The sequence below is a fragment of the Alcanivorax jadensis T9 genome (assembly GCF_000756655.1).
Lineage (GTDB): Bacteria > Pseudomonadota > Gammaproteobacteria > Pseudomonadales > Alcanivoracaceae > Alcanivorax > Alcanivorax jadensis.
The window spans coordinates 87,459-104,720 of record NZ_ARXU01000013.1; the positions used below are offsets into that span (position 1 = coordinate 87,459).

Annotated in this window: 13 protein-coding genes and 1 tRNA gene; 5 read left to right on the forward strand and 9 right to left on the reverse strand. The window is 57.1% G+C overall.

Annotated elements, in window-relative coordinates; genetic code table 11:
- Positions 1–371: 371 nt before the first annotated feature.
- Both T9A_RS14130 and T9A_RS14135 read right to left on the reverse strand, forming a co-directional pair.
- Positions 372–3,035 (reverse strand): efflux RND transporter permease subunit, encoded by a 2,664-nt coding sequence (locus T9A_RS14130; RefSeq protein WP_035249642.1) that lies wholly within the window; start codon positions 3,033–3,035, stop codon positions 372–374.
- A 34-nt stretch (positions 3,036–3,069) separates the two neighbouring features.
- Positions 3,070–3,501 carry an SRPBCC domain-containing protein gene (locus tag T9A_RS14135; protein ID WP_035249644.1) on the reverse strand — a complete coding sequence of 144 codons (432 nt, stop codon included), beginning with the start codon at positions 3,499–3,501 and terminating at the stop codon, positions 3,070–3,072.
- 143 nt (positions 3,502–3,644) lie between these two features.
- Between T9A_RS14135 and T9A_RS14140 the strand changes: the two genes are divergently transcribed.
- Positions 3,645–4,664 (forward strand): AraC family transcriptional regulator, encoded by a 1,020-nt coding sequence (locus T9A_RS14140; RefSeq protein WP_035249646.1) that lies wholly within the window; start codon positions 3,645–3,647, stop codon positions 4,662–4,664.
- A 76-nt stretch (positions 4,665–4,740) separates the two neighbouring features.
- Here the strand turns inward: T9A_RS14140 and T9A_RS14145 are convergent.
- From T9A_RS14145 to T9A_RS14175, 7 genes are all read right to left on the reverse strand, one after another.
- Positions 4,741–4,816 (reverse strand) — tRNA-Thr (locus T9A_RS14145).
- 61 nt (positions 4,817–4,877) lie between these two features.
- Positions 4,878–6,389 (reverse strand): 4-hydroxyphenylacetate 3-hydroxylase family protein, encoded by a 1,512-nt coding sequence (locus T9A_RS14150; RefSeq protein ID WP_035249649.1) that lies wholly within the window; start codon positions 6,387–6,389, stop codon positions 4,878–4,880.
- Between the two features lie 216 nt (positions 6,390–6,605).
- Positions 6,606–7,037 carry a peptide-methionine (R)-S-oxide reductase MsrB gene (gene msrB, locus T9A_RS14155; protein WP_035249651.1) on the reverse strand — a complete coding sequence of 144 codons (432 nt, stop codon included), beginning with the start codon at positions 7,035–7,037 and terminating at the stop codon, positions 6,606–6,608.
- Positions 7,034–7,660, reverse strand: a complete 627-nt coding sequence (msrA, locus tag T9A_RS14160) for a peptide-methionine (S)-S-oxide reductase MsrA (protein WP_035249654.1) — start codon at positions 7,658–7,660, stop codon at positions 7,034–7,036. Before msrA ends, msrB begins: the two co-directional genes overlap by 4 nt.
- Before the next feature lie 160 nt (positions 7,661–7,820).
- On the reverse strand, positions 7,821–8,963 hold the full coding sequence (locus T9A_RS14165) for a CaiB/BaiF CoA transferase family protein (RefSeq protein ID WP_035249656.1): 1,143 nt from the start codon (positions 8,961–8,963) through the stop codon (positions 7,821–7,823).
- A gap of 18 nt (positions 8,964–8,981) precedes the next feature.
- Positions 8,982–9,590 (reverse strand): hypothetical protein, encoded by a 609-nt coding sequence (locus T9A_RS14170; protein ID WP_035249658.1) that lies wholly within the window; start codon positions 9,588–9,590, stop codon positions 8,982–8,984.
- A gap of 172 nt (positions 9,591–9,762) precedes the next feature.
- Positions 9,763–11,748 carry a neutral/alkaline non-lysosomal ceramidase N-terminal domain-containing protein gene (locus T9A_RS14175; RefSeq protein WP_035249660.1) on the reverse strand — a complete coding sequence of 662 codons (1,986 nt, stop codon included), beginning with the start codon at positions 11,746–11,748 and terminating at the stop codon, positions 9,763–9,765.
- Positions 11,749–11,992: 244 nt separating this feature from the next.
- Here T9A_RS14175 and T9A_RS14180 point away from each other — a divergent pair, with 244 nt between their 5' ends.
- From T9A_RS14180 to T9A_RS14195, 4 genes are all read left to right on the forward strand, one after another.
- Positions 11,993–13,084, forward strand: a complete 1,092-nt coding sequence (locus tag T9A_RS14180) for an OmpA family protein (protein ID WP_035249663.1) — start codon at positions 11,993–11,995, stop codon at positions 13,082–13,084.
- Between the two features lie 23 nt (positions 13,085–13,107).
- Entirely contained in the window at positions 13,108–14,529 is a 1,422-nt protein-coding gene (locus T9A_RS14185) for a thrombospondin type 3 repeat-containing protein (protein WP_232222124.1), read from the forward strand.
- A 191-nt stretch (positions 14,530–14,720) separates the two neighbouring features.
- Positions 14,721–16,805 carry an MltF family protein gene (locus tag T9A_RS14190; RefSeq protein WP_035249666.1) on the forward strand — a complete coding sequence of 695 codons (2,085 nt, stop codon included), beginning with the start codon at positions 14,721–14,723 and terminating at the stop codon, positions 16,803–16,805.
- A gap of 116 nt (positions 16,806–16,921) precedes the next feature.
- Positions 16,922–17,209: a sll1863 family stress response protein gene (locus T9A_RS14195; protein ID WP_035249668.1), complete on the forward strand. Its 288-nt coding sequence runs from the start codon at positions 16,922–16,924 to the stop codon at positions 17,207–17,209.
- Positions 17,210–17,262 lie beyond the last annotated feature (53 nt).

Genomic DNA, 17,262 nt, shown 5'->3' on the forward strand with positions numbered 1-17,262 from the left:
GGATTAGCCGTAGGCGTAATCTACATATTCACGGTGTGCTGGTGGATTACGCTTGAAGCTAATCCACCCTACGCAACTGGCCTTAGGCTGGGTTTCTTTTTGCAAAACCCTGCCAGCCAGATCTGTCGAATAAGTCCGGGAGCCCGGCCCCATCCCTGGGGCTACGGAGATCAATCAGGTCTTCCTGGGGTCACAGTACGAAGGCCTGGGGCCACCCGGACAATCAATATACTGTTCATTTGATCAGTAGTCAATCAAAGCCTCCGAACCTGCCTTGGTCCACCGTAGGAGCGGCGCTCGAGCCGCGAACCGTACTTGGGAATGCTTTCGCAAGTAAGTTCGCGGCTCGAGCGCCGCTCCTACAGCTGGCTTCAACCCGCCTGTAGCTTCGGCTTGACCGAGATCAACAGCGCCGGCAGCAGGGTCAGGTTGCTGAGCAGGGCCACCAGCATGGCCAGACCGGTGAGCAGGCCGAAGTACACTGTGGGGTTGAAGTTGGAGAACGCCAGAATCGAGAAGCCGGCAATGATGGTCAGCGAGGTGTAGTACATGGCCTTGCCGATGGAGCCGTGGCAGCGCTTCATGGTGGCCACGTAGTCATTATCTTTCGGCAGCTCTTCATGGAAGCGGTGGATGTAGTGAATGGTGTCATCCACGGCAATGCCGATAGTGATGGCGGTGATGGTGATAGTCATCAGATCCAGCGGCAGGCCGATCCAGCCCATCAGCCCCAGCACCAGCGATGCGGAGATCAGGCTCGGTACCATGCTGATAAGCGCCACCGGCAGGCTGCGGAAGAGAATCAGCAGCATCACCAGAATAGCGGCGAACACATAGCCCAGGGTCTTGATCTGGGAATCGAACAGGCTCTGCAGCATGTTGTTGTAAAGCACCATGGCGCCGGTCAGATGCACCTGTTCTGGTTGCAGGCCGAAGTTGTTTTCCATATCGGTGCGGATCTTGGCCAGCAGCTCGTTGCGATTCAGGTTTTCATCCGAGTCAATCACCCGCACGCTGAAACGCACCTGATTGCCGTCGTCGGACAGATAGGGGCGCACCAGCTGGTCGCGCAGGTCCTCGGGGATGAAGCTGGCCAGCAGCATCAGCTGCACATAGCTGAGCGGCCCCTCGTTCAGTTTTTCCGCTACCTTGTAGGTAGTGGCGATGGACAACACCTTGCCGGTTTCCGGCAGGGATTGCAGGTAGTTCTGGATCTCCACCAGCTGGGCCAGACGCGCCGGGGTAAACCAGTAGGCACCTTTCAGCGGATTGGGTTTGGCCTGTTTAGATTCGGCAAACGGGTCCTCTGACGGTGCGCTGGCAAAGGGATCTTCGCTGCCGGAGGCGTCAGAGAACGGATCACTGTCACCTTCCGCAAACGGATCCGGCTCGGCACTGGTGAACGGGTCGCTATCGTCACCTGCCGCGAACGGATCTGTTGCGGCGCTATCGTCCATGGATTCACCATCCCAGCCGGTAGCCGGCGGGGATGAGGCTGTCGCAGTCTGGGCTTCAGTACTGGGTGCATCGATGACGATATCCAGCGGAGTCGTGCCCCCCAGCTTGCGATCAATCTGCAGCATGCCCTGGTAGATTTCCGTGTCTTTCTGGAAATAGTCGATAAAGCGGTTTTCCACCGTCAATCGGCTGACGCCCCACAGTGAGGCGATCACGGTGATAATGGCCAGCACCATCAGGGTAGGGCGGTGTCGTTCGGTAAAGTCGGCAAACGCCAGGGTGAACTTGCGGCTGAAGTCACGCCCCTGTTGGGGTTGGCCGGCCTTCAACAGACCCAGCAGGGCCGGGAAAACCAGAAAACAGACCACCAGCGACACGCCCAGACCAAAGGTCATCATCCAGCCGAAGTCGATCACCGGGCGAATCCCGCTGATCACCAGAGAAGAAAAGCCCACCATGGTGGTGAGGATCATGTAGATCATGGGCCGCATCATGTGGGCGGCGGTTTCCCGGATCAGCCACTTCTGGCTCGCATCCGGATTCTCCTCGTGCAGTTCCCGGAAGCGCACGGTCAAGTGGATGGTGATCGACATGGTGATAATCAGCAGCAGCGATATGTAATTGCTACTGATTACCGAGACTTTCCAGTCCATCCAGCCCAGCCAGCCGGTTACGGTCAGCACGGTGACACCACAGCAGGCCAGGGGCACTATCACCCAGCGAGGGCGGCGGAAAATCATGAACAGGGTGACGATCAGGAAGGCCAGCACGCCGATCCCGAAAATTTTCAGGTCTGCGCGAATGAAACGCACCAGGTCAGTGGCGATCATGGGCACCCCGCCCAGGAACAGTTTTGCCTCGTCCCGGTAGCTGTCCATGATATCGCGCACTTGATCAATTTCGCCGGCGGTGCGTTCCTGAATCTGGCTGCTGTAGTCACTGAAGGCCTGTGAGGCTTCTTCCAGCGCCTGCTCGCCGTCTTCGTCCAGTTGACCCTCGTGTTTCTGAGTGCGCAGCTCATTACGCTGGTAGAGCAGCTCGTAATACTTTTCGTCGCGCTCGAAACTCACCAGCAAGGCAGTGGTGTTGCCGTCGTCGCTGACCAGCAGATCTTCATACAGCGGGTTTTCTTCGGTGAATTCCTTTTCTGCCAGTGACAGGTCCACATCCTGGTCGGTGAGGGTGCGGTAGTCGTTGGCCAGGTCGCTGAATTCCACCTGGGGACTGAACAGCAGCGGCACATCCAGCATGCTGTACACCGAACTGACCCGGTCGACCTGTTTCAGATCGTTCTGCAGCGCCTGCAGGTGTGTGAGAGTGTCCCGCTGAAACAGGGGAGCCTGGGACGGGGTGTAGGTGATGATCAGGAAATCACTGCCGCCATAGCGCTTGGAGATTTTCCGGTAATACTGCAATGCCTCATCGTTCTCGAGCACCAGCGAATCTGCTGATGCATCAATCTTGAACTCCCGGGCCTGCCAGGCAGAAACAGCACAGAGCAGGGCCAGCAGAGCCAGCCAGAAAACCGGGTGTGCCAGCACAACCCGGCAGTAGGCATTAAACAGTCGATGAGTCATGAAGGAATCCGTTCAGGGTCAGTAAAGCCGGTTTTTAGAACATGGCAGCATATTCTGCTGCAAAGCGGGTATCGAAACGGTGAATCAGTTTGCCGGCCGGCCAGGCCAACAGGGTAAGTAGCCCCTCGGTCCATTCTTCCTGATGCACCCGGCAACCACCCTGGCCATCATCGATAAAGGTAAAGCGATGGGTAATGCGGGCGAAGGGCAGATGCAAGCCCCAGGTGATGCGCTCGTTTTCCTTGTACTCCATCACCCTTACCACCACCGGCGCCGGTGGCAGGCCGGGCAAGTCTGCCACAAACAACAGCAGGGCGCCGGGTCGCCAATTGCCGTTGAGCAGGCGGGCATGGCGGACGACTGAGCACCAGTTCTGCCAGTTGGCCGCGTCGGTAAACAATTTGAAGGCCTGCTTGCGGGAGGCCCGGGTGTCGGTGACCTCGTCGACCAGATAGCGTTTGAGCATAATCGATCCGGTTGTTGTTATGGGTGAGGGTAGAGTACTCACTGTCTCTGCTAACCTCCAGTCGGTCAAACGGGCCAATCCATCACGGTTGGTTGACCTGTCCGGAGCCTTTGCCTAGTTTCGGGAGATTGCGAGGAAACACCATGACCACAACGTTGCTTCCGGCTTCCATTCTACCCGGCCTCCTCGAGGTATCACTGCGCAGCCGTCTGGATGTGCAATCCCTGTTCGAGCGTGCCGGTATTGATGCTGACATTGTTGGCCGCAACGACCGGTTTATCAGCTTGCTGCAACTGGACGAGCTGCTTTATTCCGCGTTCACTGAAAGTGATGACCCGTTGTTCGGCTTGCACGTAGGGGCCGATAACCACTATGGCAATCTGGACCTGCTGGGTAACCTGATGGCCACGGCCGATACGCTGGAACAGGGTCTGGCCATGCTGTTTCGCTACAAGGATCTGGTGGTCCCCTATCTGGCCTTTACCCTGGAGACGCTTGGCAATGACGTGATGCTGGCCGTGGCCAGCAAGGACCCGAGCCTTCGCTTTACCGCCACCCGCACCCACAATGAAGTGGTGGTGGCAACCATGGTTGCCATCGGTCGCTCTCTGCTGGGGGGGAACATGCCGGTGAGTGCTGCCTGGTTTCTGCATGGCGAGCCGGTGGCGGATCAGGTAGCGGTCTACCAGCAGTTTTTCCGGTGCCCGTTACACTTCACGCAGCAATACAATGCCATCACCATTCCCGCCAGCCTGTTAGCCGAGCCTCTGCCCAGGGCCTATCCCAAATACAATGAGCGCCTGCGCCAATCCGCTGACCAGGTGCTGTCTGGTTTGTCACGGGCTGCCGGTGTTTCCGGCCAGGTGATCAAGCAACTTGAGATCATGCTGGGTGGTCAGGGCGTGACCATGGAAGCGGTGGCCGACGCCCTGGCCATGACGCCCCGCACTCTGCAGCGTCGCCTGCAGGAGGAAGGCACCCGCTTCGCCCAGCTTCGCGACCAGGTCCGCCACCAGCATGCCTGTCAGGCTCTGCGCGAGCCGGGCTGTGACATGCAGGCACTGGCTCTGGAGCTGGGCTTTTCCGATACCGCCAATTTTTACCATGCCTTCAAGCGGTGGCAAGGTTGTGCACCGGGTCAGTACCGGCGGCAGTTTGGTTGAGCCTCGGCATCCTGCCGGAGTGAAAATCACGCCCACAAAAAAAGCCGCCTGAAGAGGCGGCTTTTCTGTGATTCGATGGTGCCGGAACGCGGAATCGAACCGCGGACCTACTGATTACGAATCAGTTGCTCTACCGACTGAGCTATCCCGGCATGCCCAGTACTCAGGGCGGCGCTAGTTTAGCAGGACGCCCCGGGCTGGCAAGTATTGGCGTCAAGAAACCTGCTTGATGCCGGCCAGTTTGCGGGCATGCCATTTTTTGGTTTCCACATCCATACCGCGCAGGATCTGGATACGCTGGGCCTGGGGGCTGCCGGCACCGTGCATGGATTCAGTGAGGTAACCCACCGCGTTGCGGCCCAGGGTCATGTTCTCGATGAGGCGCAGGATACGCATGCGGTCCTCGGTGGGGATATCGTCTCGGCCTTTCAGGAAGCGACGGATGATGTCGCCGGCTTCTTCGTTATCCAGATCCTGCTCGCTGGGCATGGTCACCATGATGCCGCCGGCGATATCCTGGGCGAGACGGGAGATCTCATAGGGAAAGCGGGTGACGTTATGTTTGCAGACGTTGGCCAGCATGGTGTCGTTCATGAATATGCCGCTGGGCATTTTCTTGGCTTCATGGGAACTGGCAATACCGGAGGAGTAGATAGTCTCGTTCAGGTGAGTCATTTCTACCAGCTTGTCACGCAGGTGACTGACTTTTTCCAGGCCGTTGTATTCCACGATTGACGCGGCGGCTCCCACCAGTACATCGCCCAGTCCGGTTTTACACACGTAGCTGGCTCGGTGGTAGGCGGTGAAGCGGGTTACCAGTTCCTGGGCGAATTGGTATTGGCCATCCATGAAGACATGCTCGTTGGGGATGAAGACGTCATCGAAGTACACCAGCACTTCCTGGCCACCATACTGGGCGTTGCCCTGGTCGATGTCGCCGGGTTCCATGGCGCGGGTGTCACAACTCTGGCGGCCGTAGATATAGGTGATGCCCTCGGCGTCACCAGGGATCATGCCAACGACGGCATAATCCTTGTCAGCTTCGCTCAGGTTCATGGTGGGCAGCACACAGATCCAGTGCTGGTTCCAGCCGCCGGTCATGTGGGCCTTCACGCCTTTCACGTAGATTCCCTTGTCAGTGCGACGCGTGACACGCATGAACATGTCAGGATCAGCCTGCTCGGAAGGACGCTTGCTGCGATCGCCTTTCGGGTCGGTCATGCCGGCGGCGATGAGGATGTTCTTGCGCTGGGCTTCCTTGAGGAAGTCCAGATAACGCTGGTGGTAATTGGTGCCGTGTTTCTCGTCGATCTCGTAGGTCACGGAGTGCAGCACACTGATAGTGTCCAGCCCAGTGCATCGCTGGAAGCAGGTGCCGGTGATCTGGCCCATGCGGCGCTGCATCTTGTTCTTCATTACCAGATCGCCGGGAGATTCCACGATGTGCAGGAAACGATTTACCTGGGCGTCGATCAGCGGGGACCAGGCCGTGGCCAGTTCCGGATCGTCGATGGCCAGGTCATAACTGGCGCGCAGGGCGTTGATGCTGGGCTTGATGATCGGGTGGTCGGCGGGCTCATCAATCAGCTCACCAAACAGGAACAGGCGTGTGCCGCGGTTGCGCAGGCTGGCCAGGTAATCGTCACCGGTCTTGAGGACGGAAAAGCGGTTCCAGCGCTGTTCGGCGCTTTCCTCGCGGCGCGGGGCAGGGGTCGCGGCGTTCATGGTGCCTCCTGTGATTTCCATTGCTCTGGCAGCGGCCAGGGTGTCGTGACTTGGGGGTCACTTCCGATGGTATACAGGGTGTTGCGGGAGGCAATGACAGAAACTGCCGCTGTACGCTGCGGTCAAGTCAGGGGTGCTGTGGTGCCGGGATTTGCACGACAGGCATAACGGCATCTGAACCACAGAGAGCGCCGCTCCTACGATGTAACGGGTAGTTCAGGTGCTTGCCTTGAACACCATCGACGCTGAATTCAGGCAATAGCGCAGTCCCGTCGGGGGCGGGCCATCGGGGAATACGTGGCCCAGGTGGCCGTCGCAGCGGGCACAACGGATTTCTACCCGAACCATGCCGTGGCTGCTGTCACGTAGTTCGCGGATATGCTCCGGGTCAAAGGGCTGGTAGAAGCTGGGCCAGCCGGTGCCGGATTCGAATTTGGCGTTGGCGGCAAAGAGTGGCAGGTCGCACAGTTTGCAGTGGTAAGCACCGTCTTCCTTGTTGTCCAGCAGGCCGCCGCAGAAGGGCGGCTCGGTTCCCTGATTGAGCAGGATGCGCTTTTCCTCGTCGGTGAGGTGCTCTGCTCGTTGCTGTTTCTCGGCGTCGCTAAGCGGCGTGAGATCATGGCCGCTGGCGGAGTGGGCTGCGTTCATTGCGTATCCCCTTTGAGCAGATCGGGAAAGGCGTGGATGAGTTTTTCCACCTTGGGCCTGGCCACGTGAACGATATAACCCTGGTTAGGGTTGTGGTTGGCAAAGTTCTGGTGGTAATCCTCGCCGCGATAGAATGTCTCCAGCGGTTCCAGCGTGGTCACGATAGGCGCGGTAAAGGCGCCGGCGTTGTCCAGCTGACGAATATAGGCTTCGGCGACCGCTTTTTCCTCCGGGCTCTGATAGAAAATGGCGGACCGGTACTGGGTACCCCGGTCGTTGCCCTGGCGGTCTTTCTGGGTGGGGTCGTGGGCCACGGAGAACAATACCTTGAGCAGCTGTCCGTAGCTGATTACCTGGCTGTCGTACTCGATTTCCACCACCTCCGCATGGCCGGTGGTGCCGGTGCAGACCGCCTCATAATTGGCACGGGCGGCATGACCACCGGCATAACCGGAGGTGACTGCCAGTACGCCATCCAGATTGAGGTAGACCGCTTCCACGCACCAGAAACAGCCCCCCGCCAGTAGGGCTTTCTGGGTGCCGTCAGTTGGCAGGTCGTCTACCGGATCGGGGAAACGTTCCGGATGAATGGCCAGGGATGTTCCGGGTATCACTGCACTCATGGTGTCCTCCGCTAGTCAGAATGCCCCGGCTTGTGGCCGGGGGCTCTGCTGGCCTGAAAAAGGGGCTGTTGGAGCTTTGCTCGCAAAGCGAAGGTTTCAGGTTGCACGCAACTTGACCAACCCCTTCGCCTTGCGAGCAAGGCTCCAACAGTGGCTCAGGTCAGTCCTGCTTCACTGCGCCGCTGCTGATCAATGTGTCGATCTGTTCGTCACTGAAACCGGCCTGGCGAAGAACCGCCTGGCTGTCGGCCCCGGCGCTGGCGGCGGCTTTGATATCGCCGGCGGCGCTGCGCGAGAAGCGCGGTGTCGGTGCCGGCTGCACGGTGTTGCCGACTGTGACAAAGGAACCTCTTGCCACGTTATGCGGGTGTGAAGGCGCTTCTTCAAGGCTCAATACCGGTGCAAAGCATACGTCGGTACCTTCCATCAGCGCAGTCCATTCATCACGGCTCTTCTGTTTGATGACCGCCGCCAGTTTTTGTTTCAGTTGCGGCCACATGGCCGGGTTCATCTGCTGGCCAAAGTCCTCGGCGGGTAACTCTGCAATGCGGCACAGTTCGGCGTAGAACTGCGGCTCAATACTGCCGATGGAAACATATTTGCCATCTGCGGTTTCGTAGATCTCATAAAAGTGGGCGCCGGAATCGAGCATGTGAGTGCCGCGATTTTCGGTGAACATGCCCTGGGCCTTGAGGCCATAGAACATGGCCATGAGGGCGGCGGAGCCTTCTACCATGGAGCTGTCGACCACCTGCCCTTCGCCGGAGCGCTGGGCTTCCAGGGCGGCACAGACCATGCCGAAGGCGAGCATCATGCCGCCGCCGCCGAAATCACCCACCAGGTTCAGCGGAATGGCGGGCTTTTCCCCCTGGCGGCCCATGGCATGGAGGGCACCGGACAGTGAGATGTAATTCATGTCGTGACCGGCCGCTTTGGCCAGCGGACCCGTCTGGCCCCAACCGGTCATGCGGCCGTATACCAGTTTTGGATTGCGGGCCAGGCACTGTTCCGGGCCGATACCCAGGCGCTCGGTCACACCCGGGCGAAAGCCTTCGAACAGGCCATCGGCGGTTTCACAGAGCTTGAGGACGGTCTCGATGCCTTCCGGGCTTTTCAGGTCCAGGGCCAGGTTCTGTCGATTGCGGAACAGAACGCTATGGCCGATGGCGGCGTGGGGGTTGCCGCCGGGGCGATCAATGCGGATCACGGTGGCGCCCATGTCAGCGAGCATCATGCCGCAGAAGGGGCCGGGGCCGATGCCGGCCAGTTCGATAAAGGTCAGTCCGTTCAGTGGGCCAGTCATAGTCTTTATTTTCCGTTGTCAGGGTATCAGAGCATGCTCTTTGAGTGTGTTGCGCAGAGCCGTACATTGGCTCTTGGCAATGGCAACGGTGTTGCTGGCTTCGTGTGTGGTGGCAATACCGGTCCACAGGGGTTTGCCGTCAGCATTGATCAACTCAGCACCGTGTTGACGTAGTGCCTCGGGAGCTGCTTCCCGGGCCAGCTCGCCGCCAATACCCACTTGCCAGGTCGGTGTCATTTCACTGGCGGACTGGTCCATGGGGTTGAGGCGATTGCCGCCTGACGGTGGTGCCGCTGCATCAATCAACAGATGGGTCAGTTCCACCACCAGAATCCGTTGCACATCATTGCTTTGCGCCCAGTCGAGGATGCGGTTTTTTCCGCCTTCGTACCATAACGGCAATTCCTGGTGGCTGAGCAAAATGGTCAACGAACTGCTTGAAAATATTTCCTTGCAGGTCAGCTCCCAGGTTTCACGGGTGCCGCCTTCCGGGGTGTGGGCCACCAGTAGCAATGTTTCCCGGGGAGGATGACTCCCTTCAGCGGTGAAGCGAGTTGTAACTTGAGTGGTGCTGGCACAGCCGGCAACAAGCAGGGCAGGCAGCAGAAAGCGAAGCAGCGGGCGCATGATGGATCTCCGGGAGAAAAAGCGGTGTCGCTCGAATCCAGTGTAGCAGTGCCATTGTCAGGGCTCATCCGCTAACGGCCATACTGCGTCTGTGGTTGTGACAGGGTTGTCAGTACAGCACTGAGTCAGCTTCGCAGATGTTAGGCTGACTCAGTGCTATTTGCTGAACGGGCTATGGCAAGGGAGCGGACAACACCGACGATTGCGACTGATTGGCACTAACGGAAAAGCGACATGACCTGGAAGGAGAGGGTGTGGCGGGGTACCAGCGCACCTCATAACGACCGTGCCCTTTCTCAGTGTCTTGCTGATGCAACAACTGTAACTCGGCGCTGTCATCGCTGATCACTCCATCGTCGCAGTGAACCCCCAGTAGAGGGCGATATAGTGCCAGTTGATCCGCGGGTTCCGCTTCGAGTAGCAGGCTCCAGTAAGGGCCGGTGGTGGCGTCACCGTCATGTCGCGTTGGCTCGCTCAACCAACGCCTTGTGCCCGGATTTGCCAGCGAGTCAGGAAAATATTGTCGGCTGAGCAGGGAAAAGGTCTGCTGGGCCGGGATGTCATTGATGTCGCCTTGTTGTTGCAGTTCCCGGCTCAGCCTTTCGCTCTGCTGAATCAGGAAATCCAGGGTATGTGGACCATAAAGAGTGTGGCCGCCCTCGTAGTACTGGAGCGCATATTCTTCCGGGGTGACGGCATAACCGAAGTAGCCATTGGCCAGACTGGAAATTTCTACTTTCCAGTCGGTGCCTTCTGGCAGGGTGCTCGCCACTGCCTGGCGGAGTCTATTGCCGCTTTCCAGGGTTATTTCCCAGGGCAGGGGAACCAGGACCAGGTCGTTGATGCGCACGATCTGGAACAGGGCCTGGTGGGGAAAGCGTTCGGCCGGCAGTAACAGTTGCAGTTTGGATAACATCCACTGCTTCGCGCCCTGACAGTTGTCGCTAAAGACCCGCCGGGGCCAGTTTTCCTTCAGAAACGGGAGATAGGAAATCGGGAAGACTTCGTCGCCGTTGGCGGCGCCGGCCACGGAGGCACCGGCGATGGCCCGTTCGCAAAGTCCGAAGCGGCCGGGATCGATGTCGTCGAGCAGGTCCTGCTGGCGGCTGGCGACGGCGGTGTTGAGGGTGTCAGTGAGCTGACTTTCCAGGGAATGAAAGAGCTGTGAGGCATGTTTGCCCAGTGCCTTGCCGATACGTTCCGCTTCACGGTCGCCGCGCAGGCCCTCTTTCCAGGCCGGATTGTTATCCGCATGGGTTGCCTGGGCGGGGCCGTGGATGAATTGGGGGTAATCGCTGGCCAGTTCGCTTTCCAGTTGCTCGCTGATCCAGTGCCAGACATCCGCATGGTAGGGACGGGTAAAGGGCGGGATGGCAGTGCCGTGGATGGAATAGAGGCTGAGCGCGCCGGCCGGTTCGAAACGGTCGCCCCGGCGTTGATCAATCCGCAGCAGGGTCATGGTGGGGTTCACCGCCTGCATGGGGTCCGCGGTGGAGGGATCCTGCTCAGGAAAGTTATTGGCCCAGGCCCCGATGGCGCGGTTATGGGTAACGCCAAACAGATCACTTTGGCCCACGGCAAAGCGCGCTTCGCGCCGGGATTCATAGGCATTGATGACGGCGTCGGCGATACGTTGGCTGAAAAACTCGAACAGGGCCGGGTCGAAGCCCGCTCGGTTACTGCCGAAGACGTTGTAGAAATCGCTGCCGAGATACTGACCGGGACCGGAGTGGGTGTGGGTAACCAGCAGGGTCACCGCATGGGCGGGCACATCGGTATGGTCGGCGATCAGTTCTGCTACCCGGTGGCGCAGCACCAGCGAGCCGCTGCCAAGATCCAGTTGTACGATAGCAAGTGGCGTCTGGCCGGGGCCTTTCAGGTAGAACGCCCTTGCCTTGAGCCGGGTGCGAAAGCCGTCTGCATCCTTTGCCCAGGCGGAATAACCGAACTTGGGTATGCCGGCGGGCGGCGTAATGTCCCGTTCAGCGATACCTGCTTTTGCTGTTGAGTCATCTGCTGTTATCGGTTGTACAGGGAATGAGAAAGACAGGTTCTGCCGGGGGTAAAACAGGAACGGCCAGGCCGTGTGCAGCAAGCCACCGAGAATGCCGGCAAACAAGAGTAATAGCAGTAGGTAGCGGGTGCGCAATATTCGCATGGAGAATGGTGTTCCAAGTAATTTGCACCATCGTGCCATATATGGGTTAATTGTGAAATATAACCCTTTGAACGGCGCCATTTCCCTCTTTTTGATACGAAAAGATACGCTCAGAAACAAAATAGGGTGCCAGCAACCATCCGGCAACATTAAAGCAACGTAACGGCACTCGTTGGATGTTTTAAAGCGCCCCCAATCCTATTTCAATAATTGCACAGATCAATCATACCCGAGGGGGGTAACCATGAAAGGATGCATACGACTCTCAGCACTTGCACTTTCTGTGGCCATGGCAAACCAGGCATTCGCAGAAAACAAGTCAGAGGACACTACTCGTCAGTACCTGGCGCCTATGGCCAGCTATCTGGTTCTGGACGAAGACCGTGAAATCTCTCGCAAGGGGTTGGGTGCCAGTCTGATTTATGGCCGTGAGCTGTCTGAACACTGGTGGTGGGAGACCGAGGGCGCCGCATACGGCCTGGATAGCGGCATTGACGGTGCGACCGACTTTTACCAATACACGGCCAGCACAGGTCTGGCTTATGCATTCGGTGATCGTGAAGGCTTTACGCCTTTCGTATTGGCAAATATCGGGGCGATCTACAACGATGTAGTGCCGGACGATGATGATGGTGTAGACCTTCATGCCAACGTTGGCATCGGTGCCGTAACGGGGCCTATCTTCGACAATGGCCTGAAACTGCGCGCTGAAGCTCGTTACATGTATGACGACTTTGACGGCGTCACTGGAACCCTATCTGAAGACGAAGGCGGCTTCAATGACTGGCGCTTCTCCCTGGGTCTGGAAATCCCGCTGGGTGTGACCAGGGTGGTTGAAGTCGAGAAGATCGTCTATGAAACCCGTGAAGTGGAAAAAATTGTCGAGAAGCCCTTTGTGGACAGCGATGGCGACGGTGTGCCGGATGATCGTGACAAGTGCCCGGATACCATTCAGGGCGCCAAAGTCGATTCTGATGGCTGCATGATCACCAACCAGACCATTACCTTCAATAATATCAATTTCGAGTTGAACTCCGCGGAGATTACCGCAAGTTCAGGCCCCTCTCTGAACCGTGTGGCCAAGGCGTTGAAGGCGCAGCAAAACTTCAACGTTGAGATTGCCGGTCATACTGATAGCACCGGTTCTGCGTCTTACAACGAGAAACTGTCTGACGAGCGTGCCAAATCAGTGCGGCAATACCTGATTGAGCAAGGCATTGATGCGGATCGCCTTACCGCCCGCGGTTACGGTGAAATCGAGCCGATCGCCAGCAACGAAAATCAGTCTGGTCGTGCCATGAATCGTCGCGTCGAATTCCGCGTTACTGAGAAATAAGGGATAAAGATATGAACTCGCAAATGAGAATCTTGTTTGCCATGCTCCTGACCGCTTTGTTGGGAATGGGGCTGGCAGGCTGTGAAGCCGAAGGCGATGGAAGCAGCGTTGGTAACAACAACCCTGTCTCGCGTGACAATGATCAGGACAATGATGGCGTTCCGGATGACGTTGACAACTGTCCCGCTAACGCTAATGCCATGCAGGAAGACCAAGATGGTGACGGCATTGGAGATGTCTGCGATGACGACCGTGATGGGGATGGCGAAGACAACCCTACCGATAACTGTCCGCTAGTTGCCAATCCGAATCAGGAAGACACCGATGGCGACGGTATCGGTGATGCCTGTGACATGAATAACGATCAAGACAACGACGGCATCGATGACGGCGTTGATAACTGTCCGACCATCTTCAACCCTGAGCAGAGTGACGTTGACAATGATGGTATCGGTGATGTTTGTGATGATGATGCCGATGGCGATGGTATCGATAACAACAACGACAACTGTGTATACACCCCGAACAATGATCAGGTGGATACAGACACTGATGGCATCGGTGATGCGTGCGAAGATGACCGCGACGGTGACACCATTCTGGACCCGAATGATAACTGCCTGAACACGCCGAATACGGATCAGGCGGACCAGGATCTGGACGGCATCGGTGATGTGTGCGATGACGACCGTGATGGTGATGGCATCCCGAACGATACCGATAACTGCCCGTTCACTGCCAATGCGGATCAGGCTGATTCCAATGGCAATGGTATTGGCGATGTCTGCGATGGCGGTGGTGGCGACCCCACCGATACCGATGGCGATGGCATTCCGGATGTGACTGATAATTGTCCACTGATTCCTAACGCTGATCAGACCGATGCGGATGGCGACGGTAAAGGTGATGTGTGTGATGACGATGGTTTCAATTGCGCCGCCACCAACACCTACCAGCAGCTGGGTAATACTGATTACACGGCAGACAGTGGTGTTCTGGGTGTTTGCTTGGGTTGCTCCGTAGATGACGAAGCCAATGCGCTGGATGCTAGTAACGCTACCTTTGCGCAAATCAATATCGGTGCAGCACTGTTGTACGGCGGCGGATTTGTGGCTGCAGTCGCTAACGATACTTCAATGGACATCGCTGAGAGTGAAGTGGGCTTCGTGATCAGCGACCCGTCGTCTCAACTGGTTAACCTGGAACTGCTGGGCAACTTCATCACCATCCGCTTCTTCAACGATGGGGTAGAAGTCGACAGTGCAACCGTCGGTGGCGGTCTGTTGGATTTGGACCTGCTAGGTTTGGGGGCGAACTCCGATCAGCGTTTCGTTGCCGCACCTGCGTCCAGCCAGGCGTTTGATTCAATCCAGCTTGATTACGCTGGCTTGGTAAACGCGAACAAGTCCTTCCGTGTACATGACGTCTGTGTAGGAACTCCCTGATTTCGCATGGGAGTGACTGAAAGGGGCCTTCGGGCCCCTTTTTTTGTATGAGATTTTCTGCTGCTAGCCCCTTCACGTGACAGCGGTATTACTATCGACAAAATAATCGCCTGATTCGCCCTGAATCGTTACTCTGTCTATAAGGCCATTTTTGGCCTCAAGAATGATAATCAGTGCAGTAAGGGGGCATCATGCGAAGCCGTATTTTTCTGACAGTGTGTCTGTTGGTTTCCCTGTTGACAGGTTGTGACAAGGAGCCAGGAGTCGGCGAAGTCGTCAGCACCTTCAACAACTATGAAGAAACCGGCGATTTGCCTGCCTTGCAGGAGCGAGGCTATATCCGTCTTTTGGCTCCCCGTTTCGATGAGCCCTCCGGCCTGCCCCGGGAGGGTGTTCCTGCCAGAGAATATCAGGCCCAGGCCGAGGCGTTTGTCAGGCACCTGGGGCTGCAGCCCCGCTGGGTCTACGCGGAAAGTTTTGCGGAGCTGGGTGCACTCATCAATGCGGGTGCTGCCGACGTTATCGTGACGAACTATTCGGTGACCAAAGACCGACAGAAAACCCTGGCATTCTCAACCCCGGTAAATGCAGTGCAGGAGAAGCTGGTTGTGCCTGCAGAGAAGGCAGACCTGACTCTGACCAAGCTGAAAAACCTGACTATTTCGGTCCCGGAAGGGACCTCTTACCAGGAAACCGCAGAAAAACTGGCGCGCCGGCATGACAACATTTCGGTGGACATTCTGGATGCCAACCTTTCCGACGAAGAACTGGTTGAGGGAGTGGAATCAGGAGAATTGGCTGCCACTATTATCGACAGCAACATGCTGGATGTTCTCATCAGCCCTGATGGCGAGGCAGCTATCGGCCCGGTGGTGAACCGTAAACGGCGCATCGCCTGGGCAGTGAGGCAGGACAGTACCGAGCTGCTGGATCGCATCAACCAGTACATAACCAGTGAGCGGGTTATATCTTCTGTCAAAGAACAAGAAAAGCGTGACTGGTCGGCGATCAAGGAGCACGGCGTTCTGCGAGTCATTACCTCCAACAATCCCGCCAGTTATTTCATGTGGCGTGGGGAGTTGATGGGGTTTGATTACGACTTGATCAACGATTTTGCCAAGAAGCATCGGCTGAGAGTGAGTGTCGTTGTCCGAGACAGCCCTTCAGCTATGTTCGCGGCGTTACAGGTCGGGGAGGGAGATGTCATTGCGGCTTCCATGACCGTTACCGAGGATCGCCAGAAACAGGGCTGGATGTTCAGTGATCGTTATTTGGAAGTAAACGAGCAATTGATCGGCCGTTCCGATGAAGCGCCGCTGGAAAACATCGGCCAGTTGGCCGGTCGTACCGTAGCCGTCAACCCTGAAACCGCCTATTACGATACCCTGCAGAAACTCCGAGAGAGTGATTTTCCCTTCATCGTTCAGGAGGTGCCGGGCGCCAGCACCGAGATGCTGATTAATGCTGTCGCCAATGGCGAATATGATCTGACCATGGCCGATAGTCATCTGGCCGCCATGGAGTCCACCTACCGGGAAGATATTGCGGTGTTGTTTGAATTCGAACCCGCCAAGGAAATTGGCTGGGGGCTGCGACCTGAACAGCAGGCGCTGGAAGAGCAGCTTAATAGCTACATCGCCCGCCATTACCGCGGCCTGAACTACAACATCACCTATAACCGCTACTTCCGCGAGAAAAAAACCATCAATACCCACGAGGCCTATCGCGTTGGATTGGGGAAAGCGATTTCTCCCTACGACGAGTTGGTAAAAAGCGAAGCCCTTAAATATGGGCTGGATTGGCGTCTGATTACCTCGCAGATGTACCAGGAAAGCCGGTTCAATCCCAAGGCGCGCTCGTTTGCCGGGGCGCAGGGCTTGTTACAAGTGATGCCGCGTACCGGGCGGCAACTCGGGTATAGCAACCTGACTCGACCAGAGAACGGAGTGGCGGCAGGTGTGGCCTATATGGACTGGCTGGAACAGCGTTTCCCGGCACGTCTGGACCTGGCGGAGAAGCTGTATTTTACTCTGGCTGCCTACAACGCCGGGCACGGCCATGTGGAAGACGCACGCCGCTTGGCGGAACGTCTGGGCAAGGATCCGGATAAATGGTTCGGCAACGTGGAAGAGGCCATGCTGTTACTTTCCCGGCCGGAGTACGCCCGTCAGGCTCGCTACGGCTATGTGCGCGGGGCCGAGCCGGTGAAATATGTCCGGCAGATCAAGAACCGTTATCTGGGCTATGTGTCGGCGCTGGAGGAAGAAGAGGGCTAACCGTTTGTGCAGCCCATGCTGAAAACTCTGTAAATGGATATTTTACAAAGTCGCCATGGAAAAGTGTCTTGGCAGCCCCATGATAAGGGGTACCCATTCATTGAAAGGAGATTGTGATGGATCGCAATGCTTTCATCGAAAAGATTAAAGGTAAGCTGAACGAGCTGGATAATGAATTCGACCAGTTGCAAGTCAAGGCGGACCAAGCCAGTGAAGATGTTCGCCACAAGTGGGAAAGCCGTAAGCTGGAACTGAAAGAAAAACGTCAGGAACTGGCGGCGCGGCTGGATGAAGTCCGTAATGATAGCAACGCGCGCTGGGAAGATGTAAAAGCCAGTGTGGAAAAAACCTGGGATAGCACCTTGGAAGGCCTTAAGGACATCAAAAACAACCTTTTGAAATAATTCCCAGTAACACTCGTTACGTCTGATTGGAAAAAGCGCGCCAACCTTGTTGG

Coding starts and splice junctions, on each gene's coding strand:
- T9A_RS14130 (WP_035249642.1), bottom strand. CDS start 3,035: ATGACTCATCGACTGTTTAATGCCTACTGCCGGGTTGTGCTGGCACAC.
- T9A_RS14135 (WP_035249644.1), bottom strand. CDS start 3,501: ATGCTCAAACGCTATCTGGTCGACGAGGTCACCGACACCCGGGCCTCC.
- T9A_RS14140 (WP_035249646.1), top strand. CDS start 3,645: ATGACCACAACGTTGCTTCCGGCTTCCATTCTACCCGGCCTCCTCGAG.
- T9A_RS14150 (WP_035249649.1), bottom strand. CDS start 6,389: ATGAACGCCGCGACCCCTGCCCCGCGCCGCGAGGAAAGCGCCGAACAG.
- msrB (WP_035249651.1), bottom strand. CDS start 7,037: ATGAACGCAGCCCACTCCGCCAGCGGCCATGATCTCACGCCGCTTAGC.
- msrA (WP_035249654.1), bottom strand. CDS start 7,660: ATGAGTGCAGTGATACCCGGAACATCCCTGGCCATTCATCCGGAACGT.
- T9A_RS14165 (WP_035249656.1), bottom strand. CDS start 8,963: ATGACTGGCCCACTGAACGGACTGACCTTTATCGAACTGGCCGGCATC.
- T9A_RS14170 (WP_035249658.1), bottom strand. CDS start 9,590: ATGCGCCCGCTGCTTCGCTTTCTGCTGCCTGCCCTGCTTGTTGCCGGC.
- T9A_RS14175 (WP_035249660.1), bottom strand. CDS start 11,748: ATGCGAATATTGCGCACCCGCTACCTACTGCTATTACTCTTGTTTGCC.
- T9A_RS14180 (WP_035249663.1), top strand. CDS start 11,993: ATGAAAGGATGCATACGACTCTCAGCACTTGCACTTTCTGTGGCCATG.
- T9A_RS14185 (WP_232222124.1), top strand. CDS start 13,108: ATGAGAATCTTGTTTGCCATGCTCCTGACCGCTTTGTTGGGAATGGGG.
- T9A_RS14190 (WP_035249666.1), top strand. CDS start 14,721: ATGCGAAGCCGTATTTTTCTGACAGTGTGTCTGTTGGTTTCCCTGTTG.
- T9A_RS14195 (WP_035249668.1), top strand. CDS start 16,922: ATGGATCGCAATGCTTTCATCGAAAAGATTAAAGGTAAGCTGAACGAG.